We start from the raw sequence: 22,598 nt of genomic DNA on the forward strand, positions 1-22,598 counted from the left end.
AGCAGCTGCCCGGCATCGTCAGTGCCATCTTCCGTGGCGCTTTCGGCTGGCACGAAGCGGCAGCGGGCGCGCTCGGCTACACCGTCAGCCAGGCCCTGACCAGCGGCTTTCAGCGCGGCATGCTGTCGCACGAAGCGGGAATGGGCACCACACCCAATGCCGCGGCAGCGGCGGCATCGTGGCCTCCCCACCCGGCCGCACAGGGGCCTGTACAGATGATTGGCGTCTTTACCGATACCCTCGTCGTCTGTACCGCCAGCGCGCTCATTGTTCTGCTCGCCAACGAGTCGGCGGCGCATACCTCCCTCAACGGCATTGAGCTGGTGCAGCAGGCGATGGTCTCCCTGACCGGCAACTGGGCCGCCGGGTTCGTTGCCATTATTACCGTGCTGTTTGCCTTTACCACTATCGTGGTGAACTACATCTATGCTGAAAATAATCTGATCTTTCTGCGCCTGCACAGCAAGCGCAACCTCTGGCTGATGCGAGGCGGCACGCTGTTGATGGTGATGACCGGATCGCTGCTGAGCCTGCCGATGGTCTGGCAGCTGGCAGACATGTTGATGGCGCTGATGGCGATTGTTAATCTCAGCGCCATCCTGCTCCTGTCGCCGGTGGTGCGGATTATCGCCAATGACTATCTACGCCAGCGCAGGCTGGGGGTGCGACCAGTGTTTAATCCTCAACGTTACCCAGAGATCCAACGCCAGCTGGCACCCGGCGCATGGGATAATCTGCAGGACCGCTAGGCGAGCAATCACAACTATCGATCAACGCAGGCGCTTTTTTTGCTAAAGTCCGTTTTTTGCGACAGTCTGCGCATATTTCCCTGAGGAGTGGACATGCTGATTCTGATTTCACCGGCCAAGACGCTGGATTACCAAAGCCCGCTGGCCACCCAGCGCTATACGCAGCCGGTGCTGTTGGATCATGCCCAGCAGTTGATTGACGTTGCCCGCCAGCTCTCTGCGCCGCAAATCAAGACGCTGATGGGCATCAGCGATAAGCTGGCCGATCTTAACGCCACGCGCTTTCACGACTGGCAGCCAGACTTCACGCCCGACAACGCCCGTCAGGCTATCCTCGCCTTTAAGGGCGATGTCTATGCTGGTATGCAGGCCGAGACCTTCAGCGACGATGATTTTACCTTTGCCCAGCAGCATCTGCGGATGCTCTCAGGCCTCTACGGCGTGCTGCGCCCGCTCGATCTGATGCAGCCCTACCGTCTGGAGATGGGCATTCGCCTGCAGAACCCGAAAGGCAGCGATCTGTATCAGTTCTGGGGAGAGACCATCACCCACACGCTCAACGAAGCGCTGGCGGCGCAGGGCGATAACATTATCGTTAACCTGGCGTCGGATGAGTACTTCCGGGCGGTGAAGCCGAAACAGCTTGCTGGCGAGATCGTAAAACCGGTATTCCTCGATGAGAAAAACGGTGCCTTTAAGGTAATTAGCTTCTATGCCAAGAAAGCGCGCGGGCTGATGAGCCGCTACATCATTGAAAACCGCCTGACGACGCCGGAGCAGCTTCAGGCGTTTGACGTGGATGGCTACGTCTTTGATGAAGAGATGTCGAAAAAGAACGAGCTGGTCTTTAAGCGTAGCGAACGTTAAAAGCCGCGCCGCGAGCGCGTAATGCCCCCCGCGACGCAGCCATTATCAGTGGTGGTGACGGTCCGGGCCGTGGCCGCGATGGTGGCCGTTGTCGTGATGATCAAAGTCACGACGGTCCGGCCCATGCGGCTGCCAGCGGTTTTCGCGCCACTCGTAGTGTTTTTTCCAGTAGCCGTGGTCACGCCAGTGGCCGCCGTCCCAGTAGTTGCCGCTGTTGTCGCGATCGCCAATCTGCAGTTTCACCGACGGTAGCAGGGTAAGTTCGGCCGCCTGGGCCGCCATTGGGACAACGGTCAGCATAGAGAGGGCGAGGATCAGAGGTTTTAAAATGGGCTTCAACATGGGTAACTCCTTACTTCTTTTTTGGCCCGTTACGGGCTGATGTAAAGAGATTACGCAATCTGTTATCGCGTTGTTATTCTCTGCAATCCTAATCTGTAAGTGACCGCATTTATTGGGAATTTCTACTTTTTCTCTGCAATATTTCTCCTTTTTTCCTGCACATTTGAATGTAAAAAAGCCCGGTGGCGGCAACGCCTTACCGGGCCTACAGAGACAGCAACAATCTTTATGCTTTTTGCATCATCAGCGCGCGCAGGGCAGCAAAATCAGCAGGCAAGCTGTGAGAGAGCAGCGGCAGCTCGGCGCGCTCAGCCAGCGCGGCAGGCAGATCCAGCGTATCGCCAAGGATCGCCTCGACGCTCTCTTTGAATTTCGCCGGATGCGCGGTGCCGAGGAACAGCCCGTACTCGCCCGGATGCAGCTGGTCGCGCAGGGCGCGGTAGGCCACTGCCGCGTGCGGCTCGGAGAGATATCCCTTCTCTTTCAGCTCCAGCATGGTGGCTTTGGTCACCTCATCGTCGATGGCGGCGTAGCCCAGCTCGTTCAGACGCCAGATCTTACGGCGGAACAGCTCCTCCACACGCGGCCAGTTGTTCGGCTGGCTGACGTCCATGGCGTTGGAGAGCGTCGCCTGGGTCACATTCGGGCTCCACTCCCCTGCCTTCAGGAAGCGTGGCACGGTGTCGTTGGCGTTAGTGGCGGCAATAAAGCGCTTCACCGGCAGCCCCAGCGATTTCGCCAGCAGGCCAGCGGTGAGATCGCCGAAGTTTCCGCTGGGTACAGAGATCACCAGCTGGTTGCGCGCTTCCTGCGGCAGCTGCGCCACCGCCTCGAAGTAGTAGCAGATCTGCGCCAGCAGGCGGCTGATGTTGATGGAGTTTGCCGAGTTCAGCCCCAGGGCCTGCTTCAGCTCTTCATCATCAAAGGCCTGCTTAACCAGTGCCTGACAGGCATCAAAGTCGCCGTCGATCGCTACCGTCTCGATGTTGCCCCCCAACGTACAGAAGAGTTTCTCCTGTAGCGGGCTGATTTTGCCCTGCGGGTAGAGGATCACCACGCGGACGTTTTTCAGGCCATAGAAGGCGTGCGCCACGGCTGCGCCGGTATCGCCAGAGGTCGCGGTCAGGATGGTGACTGGCTTGTCGCCGCTGATGTGGGTCAGCATCTGCGCCATAAAGCGGCCGCCAAAGTCTTTAAACGCCAGCGTTGGGCCGTGGAACAGCTCCAGGCAGCCGATGTCTTCCTCAACCTTGCTCACCGGGGCGGGGAAGGTAAAGGCCGCACGCACGCGCTCCTCCAGCAGCTCCTGTGGGATCTCATCGCCAATAAAGGCGGCGAGGATCTTTGCGCTACGGCTGACGAAATCCTGCTCCAGCATCTCGTCGATTTCGGTCAGGTTGAACTCGGGCAGATCGTGAGGGAAGAATAGCCCCTGCTGTTTACCCAGCCCCTGCGTTACCGCCTGGGCAAAGGAGACCTGCTCGTTATGATCTTTAAGGTTGTAGAGTTTCATTAATTATCCCAGTACGCGTGCGCCCGCTGTATCCAGCTGGCAAATATGAACGAAGCCTTCCTGATTCTGCAGATAGTGTTTACTCAACCAGTCTGCTACGCGCTGCGCGGTGTCCGGTCGGTCGCAGAGCGCGAACAGCGTCGGCCCCGATCCGGAGATACCGCTCGCCAGCGCGCCAATCTCTGCCACCGCCTGACGCGCCTCTTTAAAGCCCGGCAGCAGGCGGGCACGGTACGGCTCGGCAATCACGTCTTTCATCAGCTTCGCGGCCAGCTGCGGCTGGCGAGAGTAGCAGGCGTGAATAAACCCGGCCAGATGTCGGCCATGGGCAATGCAGTCCTGACGGCGATACTGTGCGGGTAAAATTGCCCGTGCCTCGGCCGTGGAGACCTTGATCCCTGGATAGGCCAGCACCCACAACCACTCATCAAAGCCTGGCACCTGCTGGCTGATAATGCCGTTCTCTTCGATCATCAGCTGCATGCCGCCGAGGAAACAGGGGGCCACATTATCGTAATGGATGCTGCCGGAGATGCGTCCCTCCAGCTCGCCCATCAGCGCCAGCAGGCGTGTATCGTTCAGCGGCTTGCCACAGTGCTCGTTCATCGCCATCAGCGCGGCGACCACGGAGCAGGCGCTGGAGCCGAGCCCCGAGCCAATCGGCATATTTTTTTCCAGCGTCATGGTCACCGGAATGGTTTTATTCAGCTCCTGGCAAAAACGCTCCCAGCACTGATAGACAATATTTTCCCGCGGCTCCGGGGGCAGCTTATCCGCAAAGCGCCCCAGGTTGTGCAGGCTAAAACGATCGGCCGCCTCCACCGTGACCACGTCGCCCAGCAGGGAGCCATCCACCGGCGTTACCGCCGCCCCAAGCACATCGAAGCCAACGCTCATATTAGCGCTGGAGGCCGGGGCATACACTTTCACCATGTTAAACTCCTAACTTCCATGAGAGGGTGCGCAGCAGATCGGCAAAAACGCCTGCCGCCGTCACATCGTTGCCCGCACCGTAACCGCGCAGCACCAGCGGCAGCGGTTGGTAGTAGTGGCTGTAGAACGCCAGCGCGTTCTCACCGTTTTTCACTTTATAAAGCGGATCGTTACCGTCTACCTCGGCGATCTTCACCCGGCAGACGCCATCCGCTTCGATATTTCCCACGTAGCGCAGTACGTTGCCCTCATCGCGCGCTTTCGCCACCCGAGCGGCAAAGGCGTCGTCAAGCTGCGGCAGGCGGGCCATAAAGCTGTTTACGTCGCCGCTGTCGTCAAAGCCGGCCGGCAGCACCGGCTCGATAACGATATCCGTCAGTTCCAGCTCGCGCCCCGTCTCGCGGGCGAGGATCAGCAGCTTGCGCGCCACGTCCATGCCGGAGAGATCGTCCCGCGGATCCGGCTCGGTATAGCCCAGATCCCGTGCGATCCCGGTCGCTTGCGAGAGGCTCATGCCTTCGTCCAGCTTACCGAAAATAAAGGACAACGATCCGGAAAGGATCCCAGAAAAACGCTGTAGCTCATCGCCCGCGTTAAGCAGGTTTTGCAGGTTTTCAATCACCGGCAGCCCTGCCCCAACGTTGGTGTCGTAGAGGAACTTGCGGCGCGACCCGGCGGCGGCATGGCGCAGCTGGTGGTAGTAGGCCATCGACGAGGTGTTGGCTTTCTTGTTCGGCGTGACCACGTGGAAGCCTTCGCGCAGGAAGTCGGCGTACTGATCGGCCACCGCCTGGTTGGAGGTACAGTCCACGATAACCGGGTTGAGCAGATGGTACTCTTTGACCAGGCGGATCAGCCTGCCCAGGTTGAACGGCTCTTTCGCCTCCGCCAGCTCCGCCTGCCAGTTATCCAGGTTCAGGCCGTGCACGTTAGTCAGCAGCGCCTTTGAATTGGCTACGCCGCAGACCCGCAGATCGATATGCTTGCCCTTCAGCCAGCTCTGCTGACGCTTGAGCTGCTCCAGCAGCGCGCCGCCGACGCCGCCGACGCCAATCACGAAGACCTCAATCACCTGGTCGGTGTTGAACAGCATCTGATGGGTGACGCGCACGCCGGTCGTGGCATCGTCGTTGCTGACCACCACCGAGATGGAACGTTCGGACGAGCCCTGGGCGATCGCCACGATGTTGATATTGGCGCGGGCCAGCGCGGCGAAGAATTTAGCCGAGATGCCGCGCAGGGTACGCATGCCGTCGCCGACCACCGAGATAATCGCCAGTCGCTCCATGACCGCCAGCGGCTCCAGCAGCCCCTCTTTCAGCTCAAGGTAGAACTCATCCCCCAGCGTCCGGCGCGCGCGGGCGCAGTCGGCCTGCGGCACGCAGAAGCTGATGCTGTACTCGGACGAGGACTGGGTGATCAGCACTACCGAGATCCCGGCGCGTGACATAGTGGCAAACACCCGCGCCGCCATCCCGACCATGCCTTTCATACCGGGGCCGGAGACGCTGAACATCGCCATGTTATTGAGGTTAGAGATGCCCTTCACCGGCAGGCCGTCGTCGTCTGAAGTCGGCCCGATCAGCGTACCGGGCGCCTGCGGGTTACCGGTATTTTTAATCAGGCACGGGATCTGGAACTGGGCGATAGGGGTAATGGTGCGTGGGTGCAGCACCTTTGCGCCGAAGTAGGAGAGCTCCATCGCCTCCTGGTAAGACATGGACTTCAGCAGTCGGGCATCGGGCACCTGACGCGGATCGCAGGTGTAGACCCCGTCAACGTCGGTCCAGATTTCACAGCAGTCGGCGCGCAGGCAGGCGGCCAGCACGGCGGCAGAGTAGTCGGAGCCGTTGCGCCCCAGCACCACCAGCTCGCCCTTCTCATTGCCCGCGGTGAAGCCGGCCATCAGGATCATATGGTTTGCGGGGATCTGGCTGGCGGCGATGCGGCGGGTGGATTCGGCGATATCCACGGTAGATTCGAGGTAGTGGCCTGCGGCGAGCAGCTTTTCTACCGGATCGATCACTGAGACCTTATGCCCCCTGGCTTCCAGCAGCCCGGCCATAATCGCGATGGAGAGCTTCTCTCCCCGGCAGATGATGGCGGCGTTGATGCTGTCCGGGCACTGGCCCAGCAGGGCGATGCCATGGAGAACGTGTTTGATTTGTGCGAACTCGTGCTCAACCTGCTGTTTCAGCCGGGCAAGGGGGAAACCGGGCTGAACCTCGGCCAGGCCTGCAAGCAGGTCGGCAAAAATGTGCTCTGCGTCGCTGATGTTGGGTACGGCATCCTGGCCCCCGATGGTCTTTTCAATCATCGCCACCAGGTGATTGGTAATTTTGGCCGGGGCAGACAGCACGGTTGCAACCTGCCCCTGCCTGGCATTGCTCTCCAGAATCTCGGCAACACGCAGAAAACGTTCTGCATTTGCCACTGACGTACCGCCGAACTTCAACACTCGCATGGTATTACCCCTTGATTTTTGCTCGAAAAAAAAGCCCGCACTGTTCAGGTGCGGGCTTTTTTCTGTGTTTCCTGTACGCGTCAGCCCGCACCGTTACCTGTGGTAATGGTGGTGGTAATAATTGTCAGCGTGCTGATGCGATTCATGGATGTTGTGTGCTCTGTCATTTTTATCTGTCTGTCTTGTATAGCTATACGGTTAAAGTATATCCCCGCCTGAGTCAATGAATTTCTGCTTTTTGCCCTTTTCATCGCCTTCGCAGGTCGCGCTGCGCTGGCCGCACTTTCCTCCGCACTCTCACCGGAGGAAAAAGCGATATCCGCATCTTTTACCATAATAAAAAAATATGGCAGCATTTTACTCTGCGAGTTTTTTTTCGATATCGTGCAGCAAACGGTGCAGCATCGCGGTGTCCCGCTGCGCAAACAGACCCAGCCGCTGATCCAGCCAGTCGGCTAGTTTGACGTCATCCGCCACGCCCAGCGTCCCCAGCAGCGATTGTGCCCGCAGACGCAGCGCCTTGAGCTGCTCTTCACTCTGAACCACAACCGGTTCATTACGCTGTTGCATTAACGATGCTAACTGGTAGCAGTAAACCATCACGGCCTGTCCAAGATTCAGCGACGGATAATCGGCGACCATGGGTACACCGGTAAGAACGTCAGCCAGGGCTAACTCCTCATTGGTCAAACCCGAATCTTCCCGGCCAAACACCAGCGCGGCGCGTTCCATCCACTGGCTCTTCTCCTGCATTAGCGGTAACAGTTCAGCGGGCGTGGCGTAGTAGTGGAACTTTGCCCGGCTGCGGGCGGTGGTAGCCACCGTAAAATCGATATCGGCCAGGGCGTCAGCGAGCGTGGGGAAAAACCTTGCGTTATCAATTATATCACCGGAGCCGTGGGCTACCCAGCGCGCGCCCTCCTGCCGGTGGGCTTCGCTGTCTACAACGCGCAGATCGCTAAAGCCCATGGTCTTCATGGCCCGGGCCGCCGCGCCAACATTTTCAGGCCTGGCGGGTGAAACGAGTACTATTGATACATGCATGGGTTACTCTCTGGTGTGCCCGATGGCGGGCTAAAAACGCAATCAACATCAAGTTATTACGCATCACAAATTTACAAAAACGTAACAGGAATCACTGAATTTGCATCAGGTAAAGCTTAAAAATTACTACACTGTTTACTGGGGTAATTATGTGCCAGTATGTTAACAGAACAGAATTATCCCTATGTTACGCATGATAATCTGCCTGAAGAGCACCATTCAGCGGTGGATTCAGCAAATTCATTAATTAACGACTGTAACTATCTGTTTATTGAAAAGATGTTATAAACGCTAGTAATAAGATGCGATGATTTCATCAAACTGTTAACGTGCTACAATTGAACTTGATATATGTCAACCAACCGTAGTTTTATTGGGTGTCCGGTGCGTCTTAACCTGTTATGTTGCTGTTAAAATGGGTAGGATGACAACCGTTTTTGACACTGTCGGGTCCAAAGGGAGTGTGTGCCCACGACCAAGCTAATGATGTTGTTGACGTTGATGGAAAGTGCATCAAGAACGCCATTACGTACTTTAGTCATGTTACGCCGTTCATGTTAATTTGCGACATGCATCAGGCAGGTCAGGGACTTTTGTACTTCCTGTTTCGATTTAGTTGGCAATTTAGGTAGCAAACATGCAGACCCCGCACATTCTTATTGTTGAAGACGAGTTGGTAACACGCAACACGTTGAAGAGCATTTTCGAAGCAGAAGGATACGATGTCTTTGAAGCGACTGATGGCGCTGAAATGCATCAGATTCTTTCTGATAACGATATCAACCTGGTGATCATGGATATCAACCTGCCGGGCAAAAATGGCCTGCTGCTGGCGCGTGAGCTGCGCGAACAGGCAGACGTGGCCCTGATGTTCCTGACAGGCCGTGATAACGAAGTCGATAAGATCCTCGGCCTCGAGATTGGCGCGGATGATTACATCACCAAACCGTTTAACCCACGCGAGCTGACCATCCGCGCGCGCAACCTCCTCTCCCGTACCATGAACCTGGGCACGGTAAGCGAAGAGCGCCGCAGCGTCGACAGCTATAAATTCAACGGCTGGGAGCTGGATATCAACAGCCGCTCGCTGATTAGCCCGAACGGTGACCAGTACAAGCTGCCGCGCAGCGAGTTTCGCGCCATGCTGCACTTCTGCGAAAACCCGGGCAAGATCCAGACCCGTGCCGATCTGCTGAAGAAGATGACCGGTCGCGAGCTGAAGCCGCACGATCGTACCGTTGACGTGACTATCCGCCGCATTCGTAAACACTTCGAATCAACGCCGGATACGCCGGAGATCATCGCCACCATTCATGGCGAAGGCTACCGCTTCTGCGGCGATCTGCAGGAATAAGATGTAACGCCGGGTGGCGCTGCGCTTACCCGGCCTACATTCTCTCTTGGCCTACGATCAATGCCACGGCATAATCGGCACGGCGCTTAATGCGTTCTTCGGCGATCCTTCCACGACCTTATCGGAGTAGGCAAGGTAGGCTAGCGTGTTGCGCTTCGCGTCGTAGAAACGTACCACCTGGAGCTTCTTGAAGACCAGCGAGGTACGTTTCTGGAACACTACGTCTCCCTGGGCTTTCCCGCTCTTCACCTTCTCACTCAGCTCAATCGGCCCTACCTGCTGACAGGAGATCGCTGCGTCGGAGGTGTCCTCTGCCAGCCCTAAGCCACCCTTGATACCGCCGGTTTTCGCCCGGCTGATATAGCATGTCACGTTTTTAACATCGGGATCGTCAAAGGCTTCCACCACAATTTTATGATCCGGTCCGAAGACTTTAAAGACCGTATCAACTGACCCAATCTCTTCAGCCTGCGCGGCCTGGCCTACGAGGCCCAGCGCCAGGAGTATTGCTAAGCACTTGTATTTCATATTGTTACCATATCTCAATATTACGTTATGTTACTATTTTGCCTGTTAAAATAAATACTTATAATTCAATCAATTAAATTTTTTTTCAGCAATACCCACGAAAACAGCACGCTTACTCAAAAAAAACACTGAATGCTAAAATAGCAGGGAATGATATTATTCGCACAACCCTGCTATTGGGTACGACTGTTTTAAGGATGAGGATACTGTATGGATCAGGCTGGGATTATTCGCGATCTACTTGACTGGCTTGAGGATCACCTCGATCAACCGCTGGCTCTGAATAATGTGGCGATCAAAGCAGGGTATTCCAAGTGGCATCTGCAAAGAATGTTTAGGGAAGTGACCGGTCTGGCAATCGGGGCCTATATCCGCGCACGTCGACTCTCAAAGTCTGCCGTGGCGCTGCGCCTGACCGCCCGTCCGATCCTGGATATTGCCCTCCAGTATCGTTTTGACTCCCAGCAGACCTTTACCCGCGCATTCAAGAAACAGTTTGGCGTGACCCCTGCATTCTATCGCCGCTCTCCTGACTGGAGCGCGTCGGGCATTCGTCCGCCGCTGCATTTGGGCGAATTCACCCTGCCAAAACACGAATTTGTTACCCTGCCGGAAACGCCGCTGATGGGGATCACCCAGAGTTACACCTGCTCGCTGGAAGAGATCTCCGTCTTCCGGCATGAGATGCGGATCCAGTTCTGGCGTGAGTTTTTAGGCAGCTCACCTATCCTGCCCGCTGAGCTGTACGGTTTGCATGAGCCGCGCCCCAGCCTGGAGAAGGATGACGAGCAGGAGGTGCTCTACACCACAGCGGTCACCCCCGAGATGGCCAACGGCCATCTGCAAGGTGCTTTTCCTCTGGTGTTGCAGAGCGGAGAGTACGTGATGTTTACCTATGAAGGACCGGGCACCGGACTCCAGCAGTTTATCTTAACGGTCTACGGCACCTGTATGCCGATGCTCAACCTCACCCGCCGCAAAGGGCTGGATATCGAACGTTTCTTCCCACGCGATGAAGCCAGGAACCAGACGCCGCCGCTGTATATTCGCTGCGAATATCTGATCCCTGTCCGGCGTTAACGCTGTAGCTCGTCCAGCGCGGGCGCATCAAGGTGCGAAACGTCACCCGCGGTCTCCACCACCCAGCCGGAGGCCAGCCACGGGCTCTGCTGGTAATCAATGCGTGAGATAGAGCAGTTACGCAGACGCAGACGGCGCTCTGCCCAGGCCGGCAGGCCAAGGATGGTGCTCACCAGACAGCCCAGCGCCATACCGTGACTGACCAGCAGTGGGCGGCTGCCTTCCGGCAGTTCGAGACAGGTGGCCAGCACCGCATGCATACGGTCGCTCAGCTCCTGCATCGACTCCCCCTCAGGAATGCGGCCATCGGACGTGCCGTTGACTAGCTGGCGACGCCACTGCTCCTCTTCCTCGGTCAGCGAATCGATAGGGCGCTGTTCCAGCACGCCCATATCCAGCTCGCGCAGGCGGGCATCCAGCGAAATCTCACACCCGCAGTAGTCGGCAATGATCTCCGCCGTGCGCTGCGTGCGCCCCAGATCGCTGGCGATAACGTGGGTGATCCCCAGCGCTTTCGCGCGCTCGGCCACCTGCTGTGCCTGCTGCTCCCCTTTAGCCGTCAGCGGACTGTCTGACTGCCCCTGAATACGACGCTCGGCGTTCCACTGCGTTTCACCGTGGCGAACAAGGTATACCTGTAACATGCTTTTTATCCGTTATACTGCGATGAAATTTTTTATATGAGTTGGTTAGATTATGCACCATGTTGTCTCAGCTACCACCAATCCCGCCAAAATTAAGGCTATTCTGCACGCGTTTAACGAGATTTTCGGCGAAGGATCCTGCCATATCGAGTCCGTGGCCGTCGAGAGCGGCGTACCGGAACAGCCGCTTGGCAGCACAGAAACGCGGGCTGGCGCACGTAATCGCGTGGAGAATGTCCGTCAGGCGCGTCCCGCTGCCGACTTCTGGGTGGCCATTGAAGCAGGGATAGATGAGGACAGTACCTTTAGCTGGGTGGTAATAGAGAGCCGGGCGCAGCGCGGCGAAGCGCGTTCCGCCACCCTGCCGCTGCCAGCGGCAATACTGAGCCGCGTGCGTGCCGGAGAGGCGTTGGGGCCGGTGATGTCAGAGGTTACCGGCATCGATGAGATTGGACGTAAAGAGGGGGCGATCGGCGTCTTCACTCACGGCGTGCTGACGCGGAGCAGCGTCTACCATCAGGCGGTGATCCTGGCCCTCAGCCCGTTTCACCATGCGGCGTACCGCTAGTTCTTCAGCAGCGCCTTCTCCAGCCACAGACGCAGTTCTGGCGGGGCGGCTTTCAGGCTGTTAGAGCCACGGGTAATGGTGGCGATGCCGGTGCCCAGCTCGTTTTTAAGCTCCCGCTGGCTCATTTCACCGCGAAGAAGCTCCTCAATAATGCGTACCCGCGTGCCCAGCGCTTCGCGCTCGTCGGGGGTCAACATTAAATTAAGCAGCGGCAGGTGCAGATCCTGGTCGTAAGCGTGCTGAAGCAGTTCGACAAAGCGCAACCACTCCTGATGACGCTGTTCGGCTACTTCTGCTGAATAAGGGGATTGCTGGGTCATGTTAGGCTGCCATACTCGTTGACGAGTACAACAGCATAACACAAACCGCCGGATCAGTAACGGCGGCCCCACTCCGTGGCGGTCAGCAGGGTCGGTTTCCCCCCCAGGAAGTAGCGGTAATAGGCATCATAGGCCAGCACGTTTTTCACGTAGCCCCGCGTCTCCGAGAAGGGAATACTCTCCACAAACGCCACCGCGTCGATGCGCCCGGCGCTGTTGCCAAGCCAGGTCCGCACCCGTCCAGGCCCGGCGTTATAGGCCGCCGACGCAAAGATGCGGTTATTGCCGAACTGGTTATAGACGTACTGCAGGTAGCTGGTGCCGATATCAATATTGGTTTGCGGATCCAGCAGTTGGGCAGGATCGCTGTAGCCCGAAATATTGAACATCTGCACCGTATGCGTTGCCGTGCCCGGCATAACCTGCATCAGACCGCTTGCCCCAACCGGTGAGCGTGCCTTTGGGTTCCAGGCGCTCTCCTGGCGGGCAATCGCCATCGCATAGCTCTGGGAAATATCCTTGCCGCTGGTATAGCGTTCAAAGAGATCGCGCCAGGCCAGCGGGAAACGCTCCTGCAGCTGATCCCACAGCTTACCGGCGATGGTCGCCTGCACGCCGAGATCCCACCACTGGCGATCGTAGGCGTAGCGTGCCAGCTGGGCCTGCTGTTGCGGCGTGCGGCTGCTGACCAGGTTAGCCCACTCGCTGCGCGCGGTGTTGTCGAGGCCCCAGAACATGAGCTCACGCACCCGCGCCATCTCTGGACTCTGTACCAGCTGCGGATCCGGCTCGCCTGACGCCTTGTCGATCTTCAGCTGATACGCTTCGCCCAGGCGCTGCGCGGCAACCATGGGATAGAAGCCGCGCTTCTGCATCAGATCGTGCAGGATGGTATTGCCTTCCTCTTCACGGCCACGCTCCAGCAGCAGGTCCGCCTGCCAGTAGCGCCACTCCTCTTTCTCTTTCGCCTCCATCGGCAGGCGGGCCAGCCAGGTATTGAGTCCCTGACGATCGCCTGTACCTAACGCCAGTCGTACCCGGCGCTCTACCAGCGACGTTGACTGGGAGCGCATAATGGCATCATCGCGCCAGCGCGCCTGCTCCTCGGTGACGTCGTTGCCCATCAGTCGCCAGACGACAATCTCCCGCAGCGCCTGGGTCTGCTCCTCATTAAGCTGCTGCGCCGAAACCAGCGACGGGATCATCAGGCGCGCGTTTTCCACGTCCTGACGGGCGACGCTCTCAAACGCCTCCTGGGCCATCTGCCGGGTAAAATCGGTCGCGCCGGTGGTGCGGGCGAAGGTCAGCACGCTGTTGGGATCGTTTGCCAGATCGACAATGGCGCTGGAGATGGTCTGGTATTCGCTGGGCATCTGGTTCGCCAGCAGGAGAACGAGGCGGGTATTGCCCGCTTTCATCGCCAGCCGAATGCGTTCGAGGAAGGCCAGCGGATCCTGGGTGCCGGAGGCGCGCCAGGCCCCAAACAGCCTGTCGCAGGCGTTGGGCTGACTCTTTCCGGTCAGCCACAGCGTTTTTGCCCCCTCCCACGCCGCGTCAGGCTGGGCCGTGTTCCATTTGGCATAGTAGTAGTTGCACTGCGCTTCGGTCGTCGCAGGCTTATCCGGGCTAAACGCCAGCAGGCCGCGCCAGTCCTCACGGCGCGCCAACTCGTTAACAAAGCGCGACTTCAGGTTACGGGCGGGGGGCAGCGTTGGGTTGGCCTGCACAAAGTTGGTCACCGCAATGGCCGGCTGGTTCATCAGATCGTTGTTGATCTGGCGGTACTCCAGATAGGGATAGAGAGGATAGTCCTTGAGCTCCGGCATCAGCTGCGCCACGACGTCCATCTGCTTGTTGTCCCACGCCTGCTTGATTTGTGCATAGCGGTTTCGCTGCTCATCCAGTGAGTCAGCGCGTGCCAGGCCGCTTATCGACAGCATGCAGCAGCCGAAGGCCAGCAGTCGCCAGGCGACAGGTTTAGCATTCACAGGCACTTTCTCCTTAGAAATAAATTTGTTGGCGCATAACCCCTTCATGCTAACCAGGCATAAGGTAATTCGCCACGCGCTGAACACTTTTTTACTTTTGGTCTGATTTAACACTCGTGACGCAGCTGGCTGGGATTGGACCACAAAAACCGCTACACTCCGCACTTGAGTACCATTCACATTACGATAAAAGAGGCGAAGTCCAACGTGGCTCAATTCGTTTATACCATGCATCGTGTCGGCAAAGTGGTTCCGCCGAAACGTCATATTCTGAAAAATATCTCGCTGAGCTTCTTCCCGGGCGCAAAAATTGGCGTCCTCGGTCTCAACGGTGCGGGTAAGTCCACCCTGCTGCGCATTATGGCCGGCATCGATACCGACATCGAAGGTGAAGCCCGCCCGCAGCCTGGTCTGAAAATCGGCTACCTGCCGCAGGAGCCGAAGCTGAACCCAGAGCACACCGTGCGTGAGTCCATCGAAGAAGCCGTGGCCGAGGTGGTTAACGCTCTGAAAGGCCTCGACGAGGTGTACGCCAAATACGCAGAGCCGGACGCTGACTTCGATAAGCTCGCGGCCCAGCAGGGCAAGTTTGAAGAGATCATCCAGGCCCACGACGGCCACAACCTGAACGTGCAGCTGGAGCGCGCGGCTGACGCCCTGCGCCTGCCGGACTGGGATGCCAAAGTCGACAAGCTCTCCGGGGGTGAACGCCGCCGCGTGGCGCTGTGCCGTCTGCTGCTGGAAAAGCCAGACATGCTGCTGCTCGACGAACCAACCAACCACCTGGACGCCGAGTCCGTGGCCTGGCTGGAACGCTTCCTGCACGACTTCGAAGGCACCGTGGTGGCCATTACCCACGACCGTTACTTCCTCGATAACGTTGCCGGTTGGATCCTTGAGCTTGACCGTGGTGAAGGCATTCCGTGGGAGGGTAACTACTCCTCCTGGCTGGAGCAGAAAGACCAGCGTCTGGCCCAGGAAGCCTCTCAGGAAGCGGCCCGCCGTAAATCCATTGAGAAAGAGCTGGAGTGGGTGCGTCAGGGTGCCAAAGGCCGTCAGTCTAAGGGCAAAGCCCGTCTGGCACGCTTTGAAGAGCTGAACAACACCGAATACCAGAAACGTAACGAAACCAACGAACTGTTTATTCCGCCCGGTGCACGTCTGGGGGATAAAGTCGTTGAGGTGAGCAACCTGCGTAAGTCCTACGGCGACCGCGTGCTGATCGACGATCTGAGCTTCTCAGTACCGAAAGGGGCTATCGTCGGCATCATCGGCCCGAACGGCGCGGGTAAATCCACTCTGTTCCGCATGATGTCCGGTCAGGAACAGCCTGACAGCGGTACCATCACCCTGGGTGAAACCGTCAAGCTGGCCTCTGTGGATCAGTTCCGTGACGCCATGGATAACAGCAAAACCGTGTGGGAAGAAGTGTCCGGCGGGCTGGATATCATGAAGATCGGCAACACCGAAATGCCAAGCCGCGCCTACGTGGGCCGCTTTAACTTCAAAGGCGTCGATCAGGGCAAACGCGTGGGCGAGCTGTCCGGCGGTGAGCGTGGCCGTCTGCACCTGGCCAAGCTGCTGCAGGTTGGCGGTAACGTGCTGCTGCTCGATGAACCGACCAACGACCTGGATATCGAAACCCTGCGCGCGCTGGAAAACGCCATGCTGGAGTTCCCGGGCTGCGCGATGGTGATCTCGCACGACCGTTGGTTCCTCGACCGTATCGCTACCCACATTCTGGACTACCAGGACGAGGGTAAAGTGGAGTTCTTCGAAGGTAACTTCACCGAGTACGAAGAGTATAAGAAACGCACCCTCGGCGCGGATGCGCTGGAGCCTAAGCGTATCAAGTACAAACGTATCTCTAAGTAATGAAAGCGGCCTTCCTCGGAAGGCCGTTTTTTTATCCCTGCTCGCCCATCATCTCTTTCACCAGCTCCACGCAGCGCAGGAAACGCCCGTCGTAGTCTGACTCTTCGACGTGAACAAAATCGATCCCGTTGTCGTTAAGCATTGAGATCAGCATGCTCTGAAAGGTTTTGCGATCCACCGAGCTGCCGAGACTGCGCAGGCCGTCGGCGACCCACGGGGTGTTGTTCTCCAGCAGGATCACCAGGTCGAAGCGGTACTCGTCGATCAGCGCCTGCACGAACGGGTGCTCGCGCCCCTCATACTTTTTGCAGAACGCCTGGGTGGTCACGAAATCGGTATCGATAAAGGCCACCTTGTTGGCGTACTTCACCGCGAAGTCGATGTACTGGGCCTGTCCGAGGGCGATTTTGTCGTAGTCGGAGTACTGGAGGGCCATCTCATCGCCGCCAAGATGGGAGAAGACATAGTCACGTCCGTACTCCCATGCGCTGGTGGTATTGAAGATGTTGGCGAGCTTATTCACCAGCGTCGACTTGCCGCTCGACTCGCCGCCGAGGATAGCCACCGTGCGGACAAAGAACGGTTTCACCTCGGTGGGAATGTACTCCCAGTAGCGGAACGGGTTGGCGCGGATCTGCCCGCCGCTGATATTCATAAAGGTACGTTTGGGATCGATCAGCACCGTCTCGATATCGAGATGCTTCTCGTACTGCTCGGCATCGGCCTCTTCGGAGGTGTAGATCCAGTTGGGCTGGATCCCCTTCTCATCCATAAAGGCTTTGATCCCTTTACTCCACACGTCCCAGCCGTGCGGGTAAGGCTCCATCCCCTCCTCGTTAAAGGCATGGATACGAATATTTTTCTGATACTTGAAGGTCTGTAGCAGCCAGCGCAGGCGATCGGGCACCGTGGGCTGCTGGGACATGGCGCTCTCTTCGAACAGCGCCCGATCGCGCGTCTCGTCGTAGCCCATGATGACATGCAGCTCGTCTACCTGGCTGCAGGCTCGCTGCAGCAGGTAGATATGGCCGGTGTGCAGCGGGTAAAACTTGCCAAACACCACGCCGATGTTTTTCTGCTGCCGGGGAAACGCCAGCCCGAGGAAGCGGTGCAGCGCCTCCAGCTTCTGCGCGCTGGGGCTTTTGATCTTGGCGTTGAGCAGCTGGCTTAGGTAGCCTTTGGTCATGCCGCTCGCCTCCGCCACCTGCTGTAACGTGCAGCCCTTCTGGCGGATGGCGGTTTTCAGATAGTCAAATGACGACATAAATTACGGTGCCTCCTGCAAAATCGTAGTGGTAATTATAAGTCGTCAAATACGCTTAGCGCATCGGCAAGTTTTTTCACGCCAAACACCTGCATCCCGGCCGGTGGTTTTTTTGGTACGTTGGCAGCAGGGACAATAGCCCGGCGGAAACCGTGCTTCGCCGCCTCGGAGATACGCTCCTGTCCGCTCGGCACCGGACGGATCTCCCCCGCCAGCCCTACTTCGCCAAACACCACCAGATCGTCAGGCAGCGGGCGGTCGCGCAGGCTGGAGACCATCGCCAGCAGCAGCGCCAGGTCGGCACTGGTCTCGGTGACTTTTACCCCGCCGACGACGTTCACAAAGACGTCCTGATCCGCCATCTGCAATCCGCCGTGGCGATGCAGGACCGCCAGCAGGATCGCCAGCCGGTTCTGCTCCAGCCCCACCGCCACGCGGCGCGGGTTGGCCATCATCGACTGATCCACCAGGGCCTGGATCTCGACCAGCAGCGGACGCGTGCCCTCCCAGACCACCATCACCGAGCTGCCGGAGGTGACTTCGTCGCCCCGGCTGAGGAAGATGGCGGACGGGTTGCTGACCTCGCGCAGGCCCTGCTCGGTCATCGCAAAGACGCCCAGCTCGTTCACCGCACCGAAGCGGTTTTTGTGGCTGCGCAGGGTACGGAAGCGCGAGTCGGCGTCGCCGTCCAGCAGCACCGAACAGTCGATGCAGTGCTCCAGCACCTTCGGCCCGGCCAGCGAACCATCTTTGGTAACGTGACCGACCATGACGATAGCGACGCCGCGCGTCTTGGCGAAGCGCGTCAGATAGGCCGCCGTCTCACGTACCTGAGCCACGCTGCCCGGCGACGACTGGATATCCGCCATGTGCATCACCTGGATCGAGTCGATAACCATCAGCTTCGGCAGCTCTTCATCCGCAATCATGCAGATCTGCTCGATGCTGGTTTCGGAGAGCATGTTCAGGTTAGTGGTCGGCAGCCCCAGGCGATGGGCACGCATCGCCACCTGCTGGAGTGACTCCTCCCCGGTGACGTACAGCGTCTTCATGTTTTCGGAGAGCTTGCACAGGGTTTGCAGCAGCAGCGTCGACTTGCCTGCCCCTGGGTTACCACCGATCAGGATCGCGCTGCCCGGCACGACGCCGCCGCCCAGCACGCGGTCAAACTCTTTGAAGCCGGTGGAGAAGCGCGGCAGCTCTTCAAGGCTAATCTCGGACAGCTTCTGCACCTTCGACACGCCTGCATTACCGGCATAGCCGCTCAGCCGCTCGTTGCGCGCAACCGTCGGGGACGCCGCAACGCGCACCTCGGTGATGGTGTTCCAGGCTTGACAGGCGCTGCACTGCCCCTGCCAGCGCGGATAATCCGCACCGCATTCATTACAGACAAATGCGCGTTTTGGAGCTTTCGCCACGTTTACCTCGTTAGTTCTGGTTCAGGCTGCCCGACAGGATACAGAAAACGCCCATCAGGTCAGCGTGACGGATAGTGACTTCCGTCTTCTCATTCACTTTGGGTTTCGCGTGATAGGCGATCCCCAGCCCTGCCGCTTTGATCATCGGCAGATCGTTCGCACCGTCGCCGATCGCGACGGTTTGCGCCAGCGGGATATCGTACTCCTGCGCGAGGCGCAGCAGCGTGGCCGCTTTGTACTGCGCATCCACAATGTCACCCACGACGTGGCCGGTCAGCTTGCCGTCGACAATCTCCAGCTCGTTCGCCACGGCGGCGGTCAGGTGCAGCCTGTCACGCAGGTAGTCGGCAAAGAAGGTGAAGCCGCCAGAGGCGATAGCCACCTTCCAGCCTAAGGCCTCTAACTTCAGCACCAGCTGGGTGAGGCCAGGCATCAGCGGCAGGCCGTCACGCACCTGGTGCAGGATGCTGGCGTCCGCCCCCTGGAGGGTCCCGACGCGGCTGCGCAGGCTGGCGGTAAAGTCCAGCTCGCCGCGCATCGCCCGCTCGGTCACCTCGGCGACCATCTCACCGGTGCCCGCCAGCTTGGCGATCTCATCGATGCACTCGATCTGGATCGCGGTAGAGTCCATGTCCATCACCAGCAGGCCCGGCGTGCGCAGGTGCGGGATCTTACCCAGCGGCGCAACGTCCAGACCGGCATCGTGCGCCAGGCGCGTCGCCCGCGGCGTCAGCGATCCGGCCAGGCGGATCACCTGGTAATCCTCAACGCACCAGGCCGCGACGATCACCATCGCCGCGCCAAGGGATCGCTGATACGCCGTCAGGCGCTGTTTATCCAGGCTGCGGCCATAGAGCAGCCAGCCGCTGCGACCCGCGTGATAATCGAGCGGCATCACCTCGTCGCCGCTTAAAGAGAGCGGCAGCCCAGGCCACTGAGAGACGGCTTCGGGCAGGTCGCGCCAGGTTAAACTGTTAGACATTAAAGCTCCTGTAAAAACACGTGCGGCCAAACGCATCCGGGTAAAAATAACGCATGAGGCTACCCTGTAATCATCGCTTCTGGCAACATGCTAACCTCAAATTTTCATCAGGTAAGAATATGGCTCGCGCAAAACTGAGATTCCGGCTGCATCGCGCTGTGATTGTGCTCATCTGCCTCGCCCTGCTGGTGGCGCTGATGCAGGGGGCATCGTGGTTTAGCCAGAGCCACCAGCGGGCGCGTAACCCGCAGTTTGAAGAGCTGGCCCGCACCCTGGCGCACCAGGTGACCCTCAACCTCACGCCGCTGATGCGCAGCGAAACGCCAGACGAAAAGCCCATTAGCGCGCTGCTGCGCCAGCTCACCGAAGGGAGCCGCATTCTTGACGCAGGCGTCTACGATGAGCAGGGCGATCTGATTGCGCGTTCAGGAGAGAGCGTCGACGTCCGCGACCGTCTGGCGCTGGACGGAAAAAAAGCCGGCGGCTACTTTAACCAGCAGATTGTTGAACCCATACAGGGGAAAAATGGCCCGCTCGGCTACCTGCGTCTGACGCTCGACACCCATACCCTACCGACCGAAGCAAAACAGGTCGATAATACCACAAATATCCTCCGCCTGATGCTGCTCCTGTCGCTGGCGATTGGCGTGGTGCTGACCCGCACGCTGCTGCAGGGCAAGCGTACCCGCTGGCAGCAATCGCCCTTCCTGCTCACCGCCAGCCGGTCAGTACCGGAAGAGGGCGAGAGCGAGAAGCGAGAGCCGTAGCGCGTGTGCATGCCCGCCGCTTTGTCGTTACTATGGGGGCAAATAAAGAAAAGGAAAGCTGCCATGTCCACATTACGTCTGCTTATCTCTGATTCGTACGATCCCTGGTTTAACCTGGCGGTAGAGGAGTCTATCTTCCGTCAGATGCCCGCCACCCAGCGCGTGCTGTTTCTGTGGCGCAACGCCGATACGGTGGTGATTGGCCGGGCGCAAAACCCGTGGAAAGAGTGCAATACCCGGCGCATGGAGGAGGATAACGTCCGCCTCGCCCGGCGCAGCAGCGGCGGCGGCGCGGTGTTTCACGATCTCGGTAATACCTGCTTTACCTTTATGGCGGGCAAGCCGGAGTATGACAAAACCATCTCTACCCGCATTGTGCTTAACGCCCTCAACGCGCTGGGCGTAGCGGCGGAAGCCTCGGGACGTAACGATCTGGTAGTCAAAACGCCAGAGGGCGACCGCAAGGTCTCCGGTTCGGCCTATCGCGAGACGCCGGATCGTGGCTTTCACCACGGAACGCTGCTGCTCAATGCCGATCTGAGCCGGCTGGCAAACTACCTTAACCCCGATAAGAAAAAGCTCCAGGCCAAGGGCATTACTTCGGTGCGAGGCCGGGTGGCAAACCTGGTCGATCTGCTGCCGGGCATCACCCATGAGGCGATCTGCGCCGCGGTCACCGAGGCCTTTTTTGCCCACTACGGCGAGCGCGTCGCGGCAGAGATCATCTCGCCGGACAGAACGCCGGATCTGCCGAACTTTGCCGACACCTTTGCCCGCCAGAGCAGCTGGGAGTGGAACTTTGGTCAGGCCCCTTCGTTCAGCCATCTGCTGGATGAGCGCTTCACCTGGGGCGGCGTTGAGCTGCATTTCGACGTCGAGCGAGGACATATCACGCGCGCGCAGATCTTTACCGATAGCCTGAACCCGGCCCCGTTGGAAGCGCTGGCGGCGCGTCTGCAGGGCTGCGCCTATCGTGCGGATAGTCTGCAGCAGGCGTGCGATGCGCTGTTAGGGGATTTTCCAGAGCAGGAGAGAGAGCTGCGAGAGCTAGCGGAGTGGATGGGTAACGCGGTCAGATAACGGAAACGCCCGGTGGCGCTATGCTTACCGGGCCTACAGGTTTCGTAGGCCCATGCCAGCGCCGCCGGGCAAGAGCAAACTTACTCTTTGTCGCCCAGCAGTACGGACTCCAGCGCGATCTTAATCATATCGTTGAAGGTCGTCTGACGTTCAGCAGCGGTGGTCTGCTCGTGGGTACGGATATGGTCGGAGACGGTGCAGATAGTCAGCGCTTTCGCACCGAACTCTGCCGCTACGCCGTAGATCCCAGCCGCTTCCATCTCTACGCCGAGAATGCCATATTTTTCCATCACGTCGAACATGGTCGGGTCCGGCGTATAGAAGAGATCGGCAGAGAAGATGTTGCCGACGCGTGCGTCAACGCCCAGCGCTTTAGCCGCGTCTACCGCGTTGCGCACCATGTCAAAGTCGGCAATCGCCGCGAAGTCATGATCCTTAAAGCGCAGACGGTTTACCTTGGAGTCGGTGCAGGCACCCATGCCGATCACCACGTCACGCAGCTTAACGTCAGCGCGTACCGCGCCGCAGGAGCCTACGCGGATGATCTTCTTCACGCCAAAATCGGTGATCAGCTCTTTGGTGTAGATAGAGCAGGACGGAATACCCATCCCGTGGCCCATCACGGAGATCTTACGGCCTTTGTAGGTGCCGGTGTAGCCCAGCATCCCGCGCACGTTGTTAACTTCGCGCACGTCTTCAAAGAAGGTTTCCGCGATATGTTTGGCACGCAGCGGATCGCCCGGCATCAGCACAACGTCAGCAAAATCGCCCATCTCGGCGTTAATGTGTGGGGTAGCCATCGTAATTTCCTTTAATTC

Annotated in this window: 22 protein-coding genes, 1 pseudogene and 1 other annotated feature; of the genes and pseudogenes, 8 read left to right on the forward strand and 15 right to left on the reverse strand. The window is 58.6% G+C overall.

The window, feature by feature from the left end; all coding sequences use genetic code 11:
- Together FN633_RS17285 and yaaA are read left to right on the forward strand one after the other, a co-directional pair.
- The coding region (locus tag FN633_RS17285; RefSeq protein ID WP_154058982.1) for an alanine:cation symporter family protein at nt 1–749 on the forward strand (749 nt) is incomplete at its 5' end.
- 93 nt (nt 750–842) lie between these two features.
- On the forward strand, nt 843–1,616 hold the full coding sequence (gene yaaA / locus FN633_RS17290; protein WP_154058575.1) for a peroxide stress protein YaaA: 774 nt from the start codon (nt 843–845) through the stop codon (nt 1,614–1,616).
- 45 nt (nt 1,617–1,661) lie between these two features.
- On the opposite strand, the gene FN633_RS17295 is transcribed toward yaaA, so the two are convergent.
- From FN633_RS17295 to yjjY, 7 genes and pseudogenes are all read right to left on the reverse strand, one after another.
- Nucleotides 1,662–1,958: a DUF2502 domain-containing protein gene (locus tag FN633_RS17295; RefSeq protein WP_154058576.1), complete on the reverse strand. Its 297-nt coding sequence runs from the start codon at nt 1,956–1,958 to the stop codon at nt 1,662–1,664.
- A 226-nt stretch (nt 1,959–2,184) separates the two neighbouring features.
- Nucleotides 2,185–3,471, reverse strand: coding sequence for a threonine synthase (thrC, locus tag FN633_RS17300; protein ID WP_042388199.1), 1,287 nt, complete (start codon nt 3,469–3,471; stop codon nt 2,185–2,187).
- Nucleotides 3,472–3,474: 3 nt separating this feature from the next.
- Entirely contained in the window at nt 3,475–4,404 is a 930-nt protein-coding gene (thrB, locus tag FN633_RS17305; RefSeq protein WP_154058577.1) for a homoserine kinase, read from the reverse strand.
- Nucleotide 4,405: 1 nt separating this feature from the next.
- Complete coding sequence (thrA, locus tag FN633_RS17310; RefSeq protein ID WP_154058578.1) at nt 4,406–6,868, reverse strand: bifunctional aspartate kinase/homoserine dehydrogenase I; 2,463 nt, start codon at nt 6,866–6,868, stop codon at nt 4,406–4,408.
- A 24-nt stretch (nt 6,869–6,892) separates the two neighbouring features.
- Nucleotides 6,893–7,013, reverse strand: a sequence feature (Thr leader region).
- Nucleotides 6,949–7,014 carry a thr operon leader peptide gene (gene thrL, locus FN633_RS17315; RefSeq protein ID WP_106403891.1) on the reverse strand — a complete coding sequence of 22 codons (66 nt, stop codon included), beginning with the start codon at nt 7,012–7,014 and terminating at the stop codon, nt 6,949–6,951. Its footprint overlaps the feature before it by 65 nt.
- 211 nt (nt 7,015–7,225) lie before the next feature.
- Nucleotides 7,226–7,912 (reverse strand): tRNA/rRNA methyltransferase, encoded by a 687-nt coding sequence (locus FN633_RS17320; RefSeq protein ID WP_154058579.1) that lies wholly within the window; start codon nt 7,910–7,912, stop codon nt 7,226–7,228.
- Nucleotides 7,913–8,311: 399 nt separating this feature from the next.
- Nucleotides 8,312–8,454, reverse strand: a pseudogene (yjjY, locus tag FN633_RS17325) (YjjY family protein).
- Between the two features lie 95 nt (nt 8,455–8,549).
- On the opposite strand from yjjY, the gene arcA reads away from it, so the two are divergent.
- Nucleotides 8,550–9,266, forward strand: coding sequence for a two-component system response regulator ArcA (gene arcA, locus FN633_RS17330; RefSeq protein ID WP_154058580.1), 717 nt, complete (start codon nt 8,550–8,552; stop codon nt 9,264–9,266).
- Between the two features lie 57 nt (nt 9,267–9,323).
- Here arcA and creA read toward each other — a convergent pair whose 3' ends face one another.
- On the reverse strand, nt 9,324–9,794 hold the full coding sequence (creA, locus tag FN633_RS17335) for a protein CreA (RefSeq protein ID WP_042388210.1): 471 nt from the start codon (nt 9,792–9,794) through the stop codon (nt 9,324–9,326).
- A gap of 210 nt (nt 9,795–10,004) precedes the next feature.
- On the opposite strand from creA, the gene robA reads away from it, so the two are divergent.
- Nucleotides 10,005–10,874 carry an MDR efflux pump AcrAB transcriptional activator RobA gene (gene robA / locus FN633_RS17340; protein ID WP_154058581.1) on the forward strand — a complete coding sequence of 290 codons (870 nt, stop codon included), beginning with the start codon at nt 10,005–10,007 and terminating at the stop codon, nt 10,872–10,874.
- Here the strand turns inward: robA and gpmB are convergent.
- Nucleotides 10,871–11,518, reverse strand: a complete 648-nt coding sequence (gene gpmB, locus FN633_RS17345) for a 2,3-diphosphoglycerate-dependent phosphoglycerate mutase GpmB (protein WP_154058582.1) — start codon at nt 11,516–11,518, stop codon at nt 10,871–10,873. The two genes, robA and gpmB, sit on opposite strands and share 4 nt — an antisense overlap.
- Nucleotides 11,519–11,570: 52 nt before the next feature.
- On the opposite strand from gpmB, the gene yjjX reads away from it, so the two are divergent.
- Nucleotides 11,571–12,086, forward strand: coding sequence for an inosine/xanthosine triphosphatase (gene yjjX / locus FN633_RS17350; RefSeq protein WP_154058583.1), 516 nt, complete (start codon nt 11,571–11,573; stop codon nt 12,084–12,086).
- On the opposite strand, the gene trpR is transcribed toward yjjX, so the two are convergent.
- Together trpR and sltY are read right to left on the reverse strand one after the other, a co-directional pair.
- Nucleotides 12,083–12,406 carry a trp operon repressor gene (gene trpR / locus FN633_RS17355; RefSeq protein WP_154058584.1) on the reverse strand — a complete coding sequence of 108 codons (324 nt, stop codon included), beginning with the start codon at nt 12,404–12,406 and terminating at the stop codon, nt 12,083–12,085. The genes yjjX and trpR overlap by 4 nt on opposite strands.
- Nucleotides 12,407–12,459: 53 nt before the next feature.
- Nucleotides 12,460–14,442 (reverse strand): murein transglycosylase, encoded by a 1,983-nt coding sequence (gene sltY, locus FN633_RS17360; protein ID WP_154058585.1) that lies wholly within the window; start codon nt 14,440–14,442, stop codon nt 12,460–12,462.
- A gap of 159 nt (nt 14,443–14,601) precedes the next feature.
- Between sltY and ettA the strand changes: the two genes are divergently transcribed.
- On the forward strand, nt 14,602–16,269 hold the full coding sequence (gene ettA, locus FN633_RS17365) for an energy-dependent translational throttle protein EttA (RefSeq protein WP_154058586.1): 1,668 nt from the start codon (nt 14,602–14,604) through the stop codon (nt 16,267–16,269).
- Nucleotides 16,270–16,300: 31 nt separating this feature from the next.
- Here ettA and nadR read toward each other — a convergent pair whose 3' ends face one another.
- From nadR to serB, 3 genes are read right to left on the reverse strand one after another with little or no spacing between them, the layout of a single operon-like run.
- The gene (gene nadR / locus FN633_RS17370) at nt 16,301–17,533 is read right to left on the reverse strand and encodes a multifunctional transcriptional regulator/nicotinamide-nucleotide adenylyltransferase/ribosylnicotinamide kinase NadR (RefSeq protein ID WP_154058587.1); all 1,233 of its coding nucleotides are present in this window, start codon (nt 17,531–17,533) and stop codon (nt 16,301–16,303) included.
- Between the two features lie 35 nt (nt 17,534–17,568).
- Nucleotides 17,569–18,951: a DNA repair protein RadA gene (gene radA, locus FN633_RS17375; RefSeq protein ID WP_042388226.1), complete on the reverse strand. Its 1,383-nt coding sequence runs from the start codon at nt 18,949–18,951 to the stop codon at nt 17,569–17,571.
- Between the two features lie 10 nt (nt 18,952–18,961).
- Entirely contained in the window at nt 18,962–19,933 is a 972-nt protein-coding gene (serB, locus tag FN633_RS17380) for a phosphoserine phosphatase (protein WP_154058588.1), read from the reverse strand.
- A gap of 119 nt (nt 19,934–20,052) precedes the next feature.
- Between serB and FN633_RS17385 the strand changes: the two genes are divergently transcribed.
- Entirely contained in the window at nt 20,053–20,700 is a 648-nt protein-coding gene (locus tag FN633_RS17385; RefSeq protein ID WP_103818732.1) for a YtjB family periplasmic protein, read from the forward strand.
- 63 nt (nt 20,701–20,763) lie between these two features.
- On the forward strand, nt 20,764–21,780 hold the full coding sequence (lplA, locus tag FN633_RS17390) for a lipoate--protein ligase (protein WP_154058590.1): 1,017 nt from the start codon (nt 20,764–20,766) through the stop codon (nt 21,778–21,780).
- Nucleotides 21,781–21,860: 80 nt separating this feature from the next.
- Here lplA and deoD read toward each other — a convergent pair whose 3' ends face one another.
- Nucleotides 21,861–22,580 (reverse strand): purine-nucleoside phosphorylase, encoded by a 720-nt coding sequence (gene deoD, locus FN633_RS17395; RefSeq protein WP_144816295.1) that lies wholly within the window; start codon nt 22,578–22,580, stop codon nt 21,861–21,863.
- Nucleotides 22,581–22,598: the final 18 nt, after the last annotated feature.

The organism is Pseudescherichia vulneris (genome assembly GCF_902164725.1).
GTDB classification, from domain to species: Bacteria; Pseudomonadota; Gammaproteobacteria; order Enterobacterales; family Enterobacteriaceae; genus Pseudescherichia; species Pseudescherichia vulneris.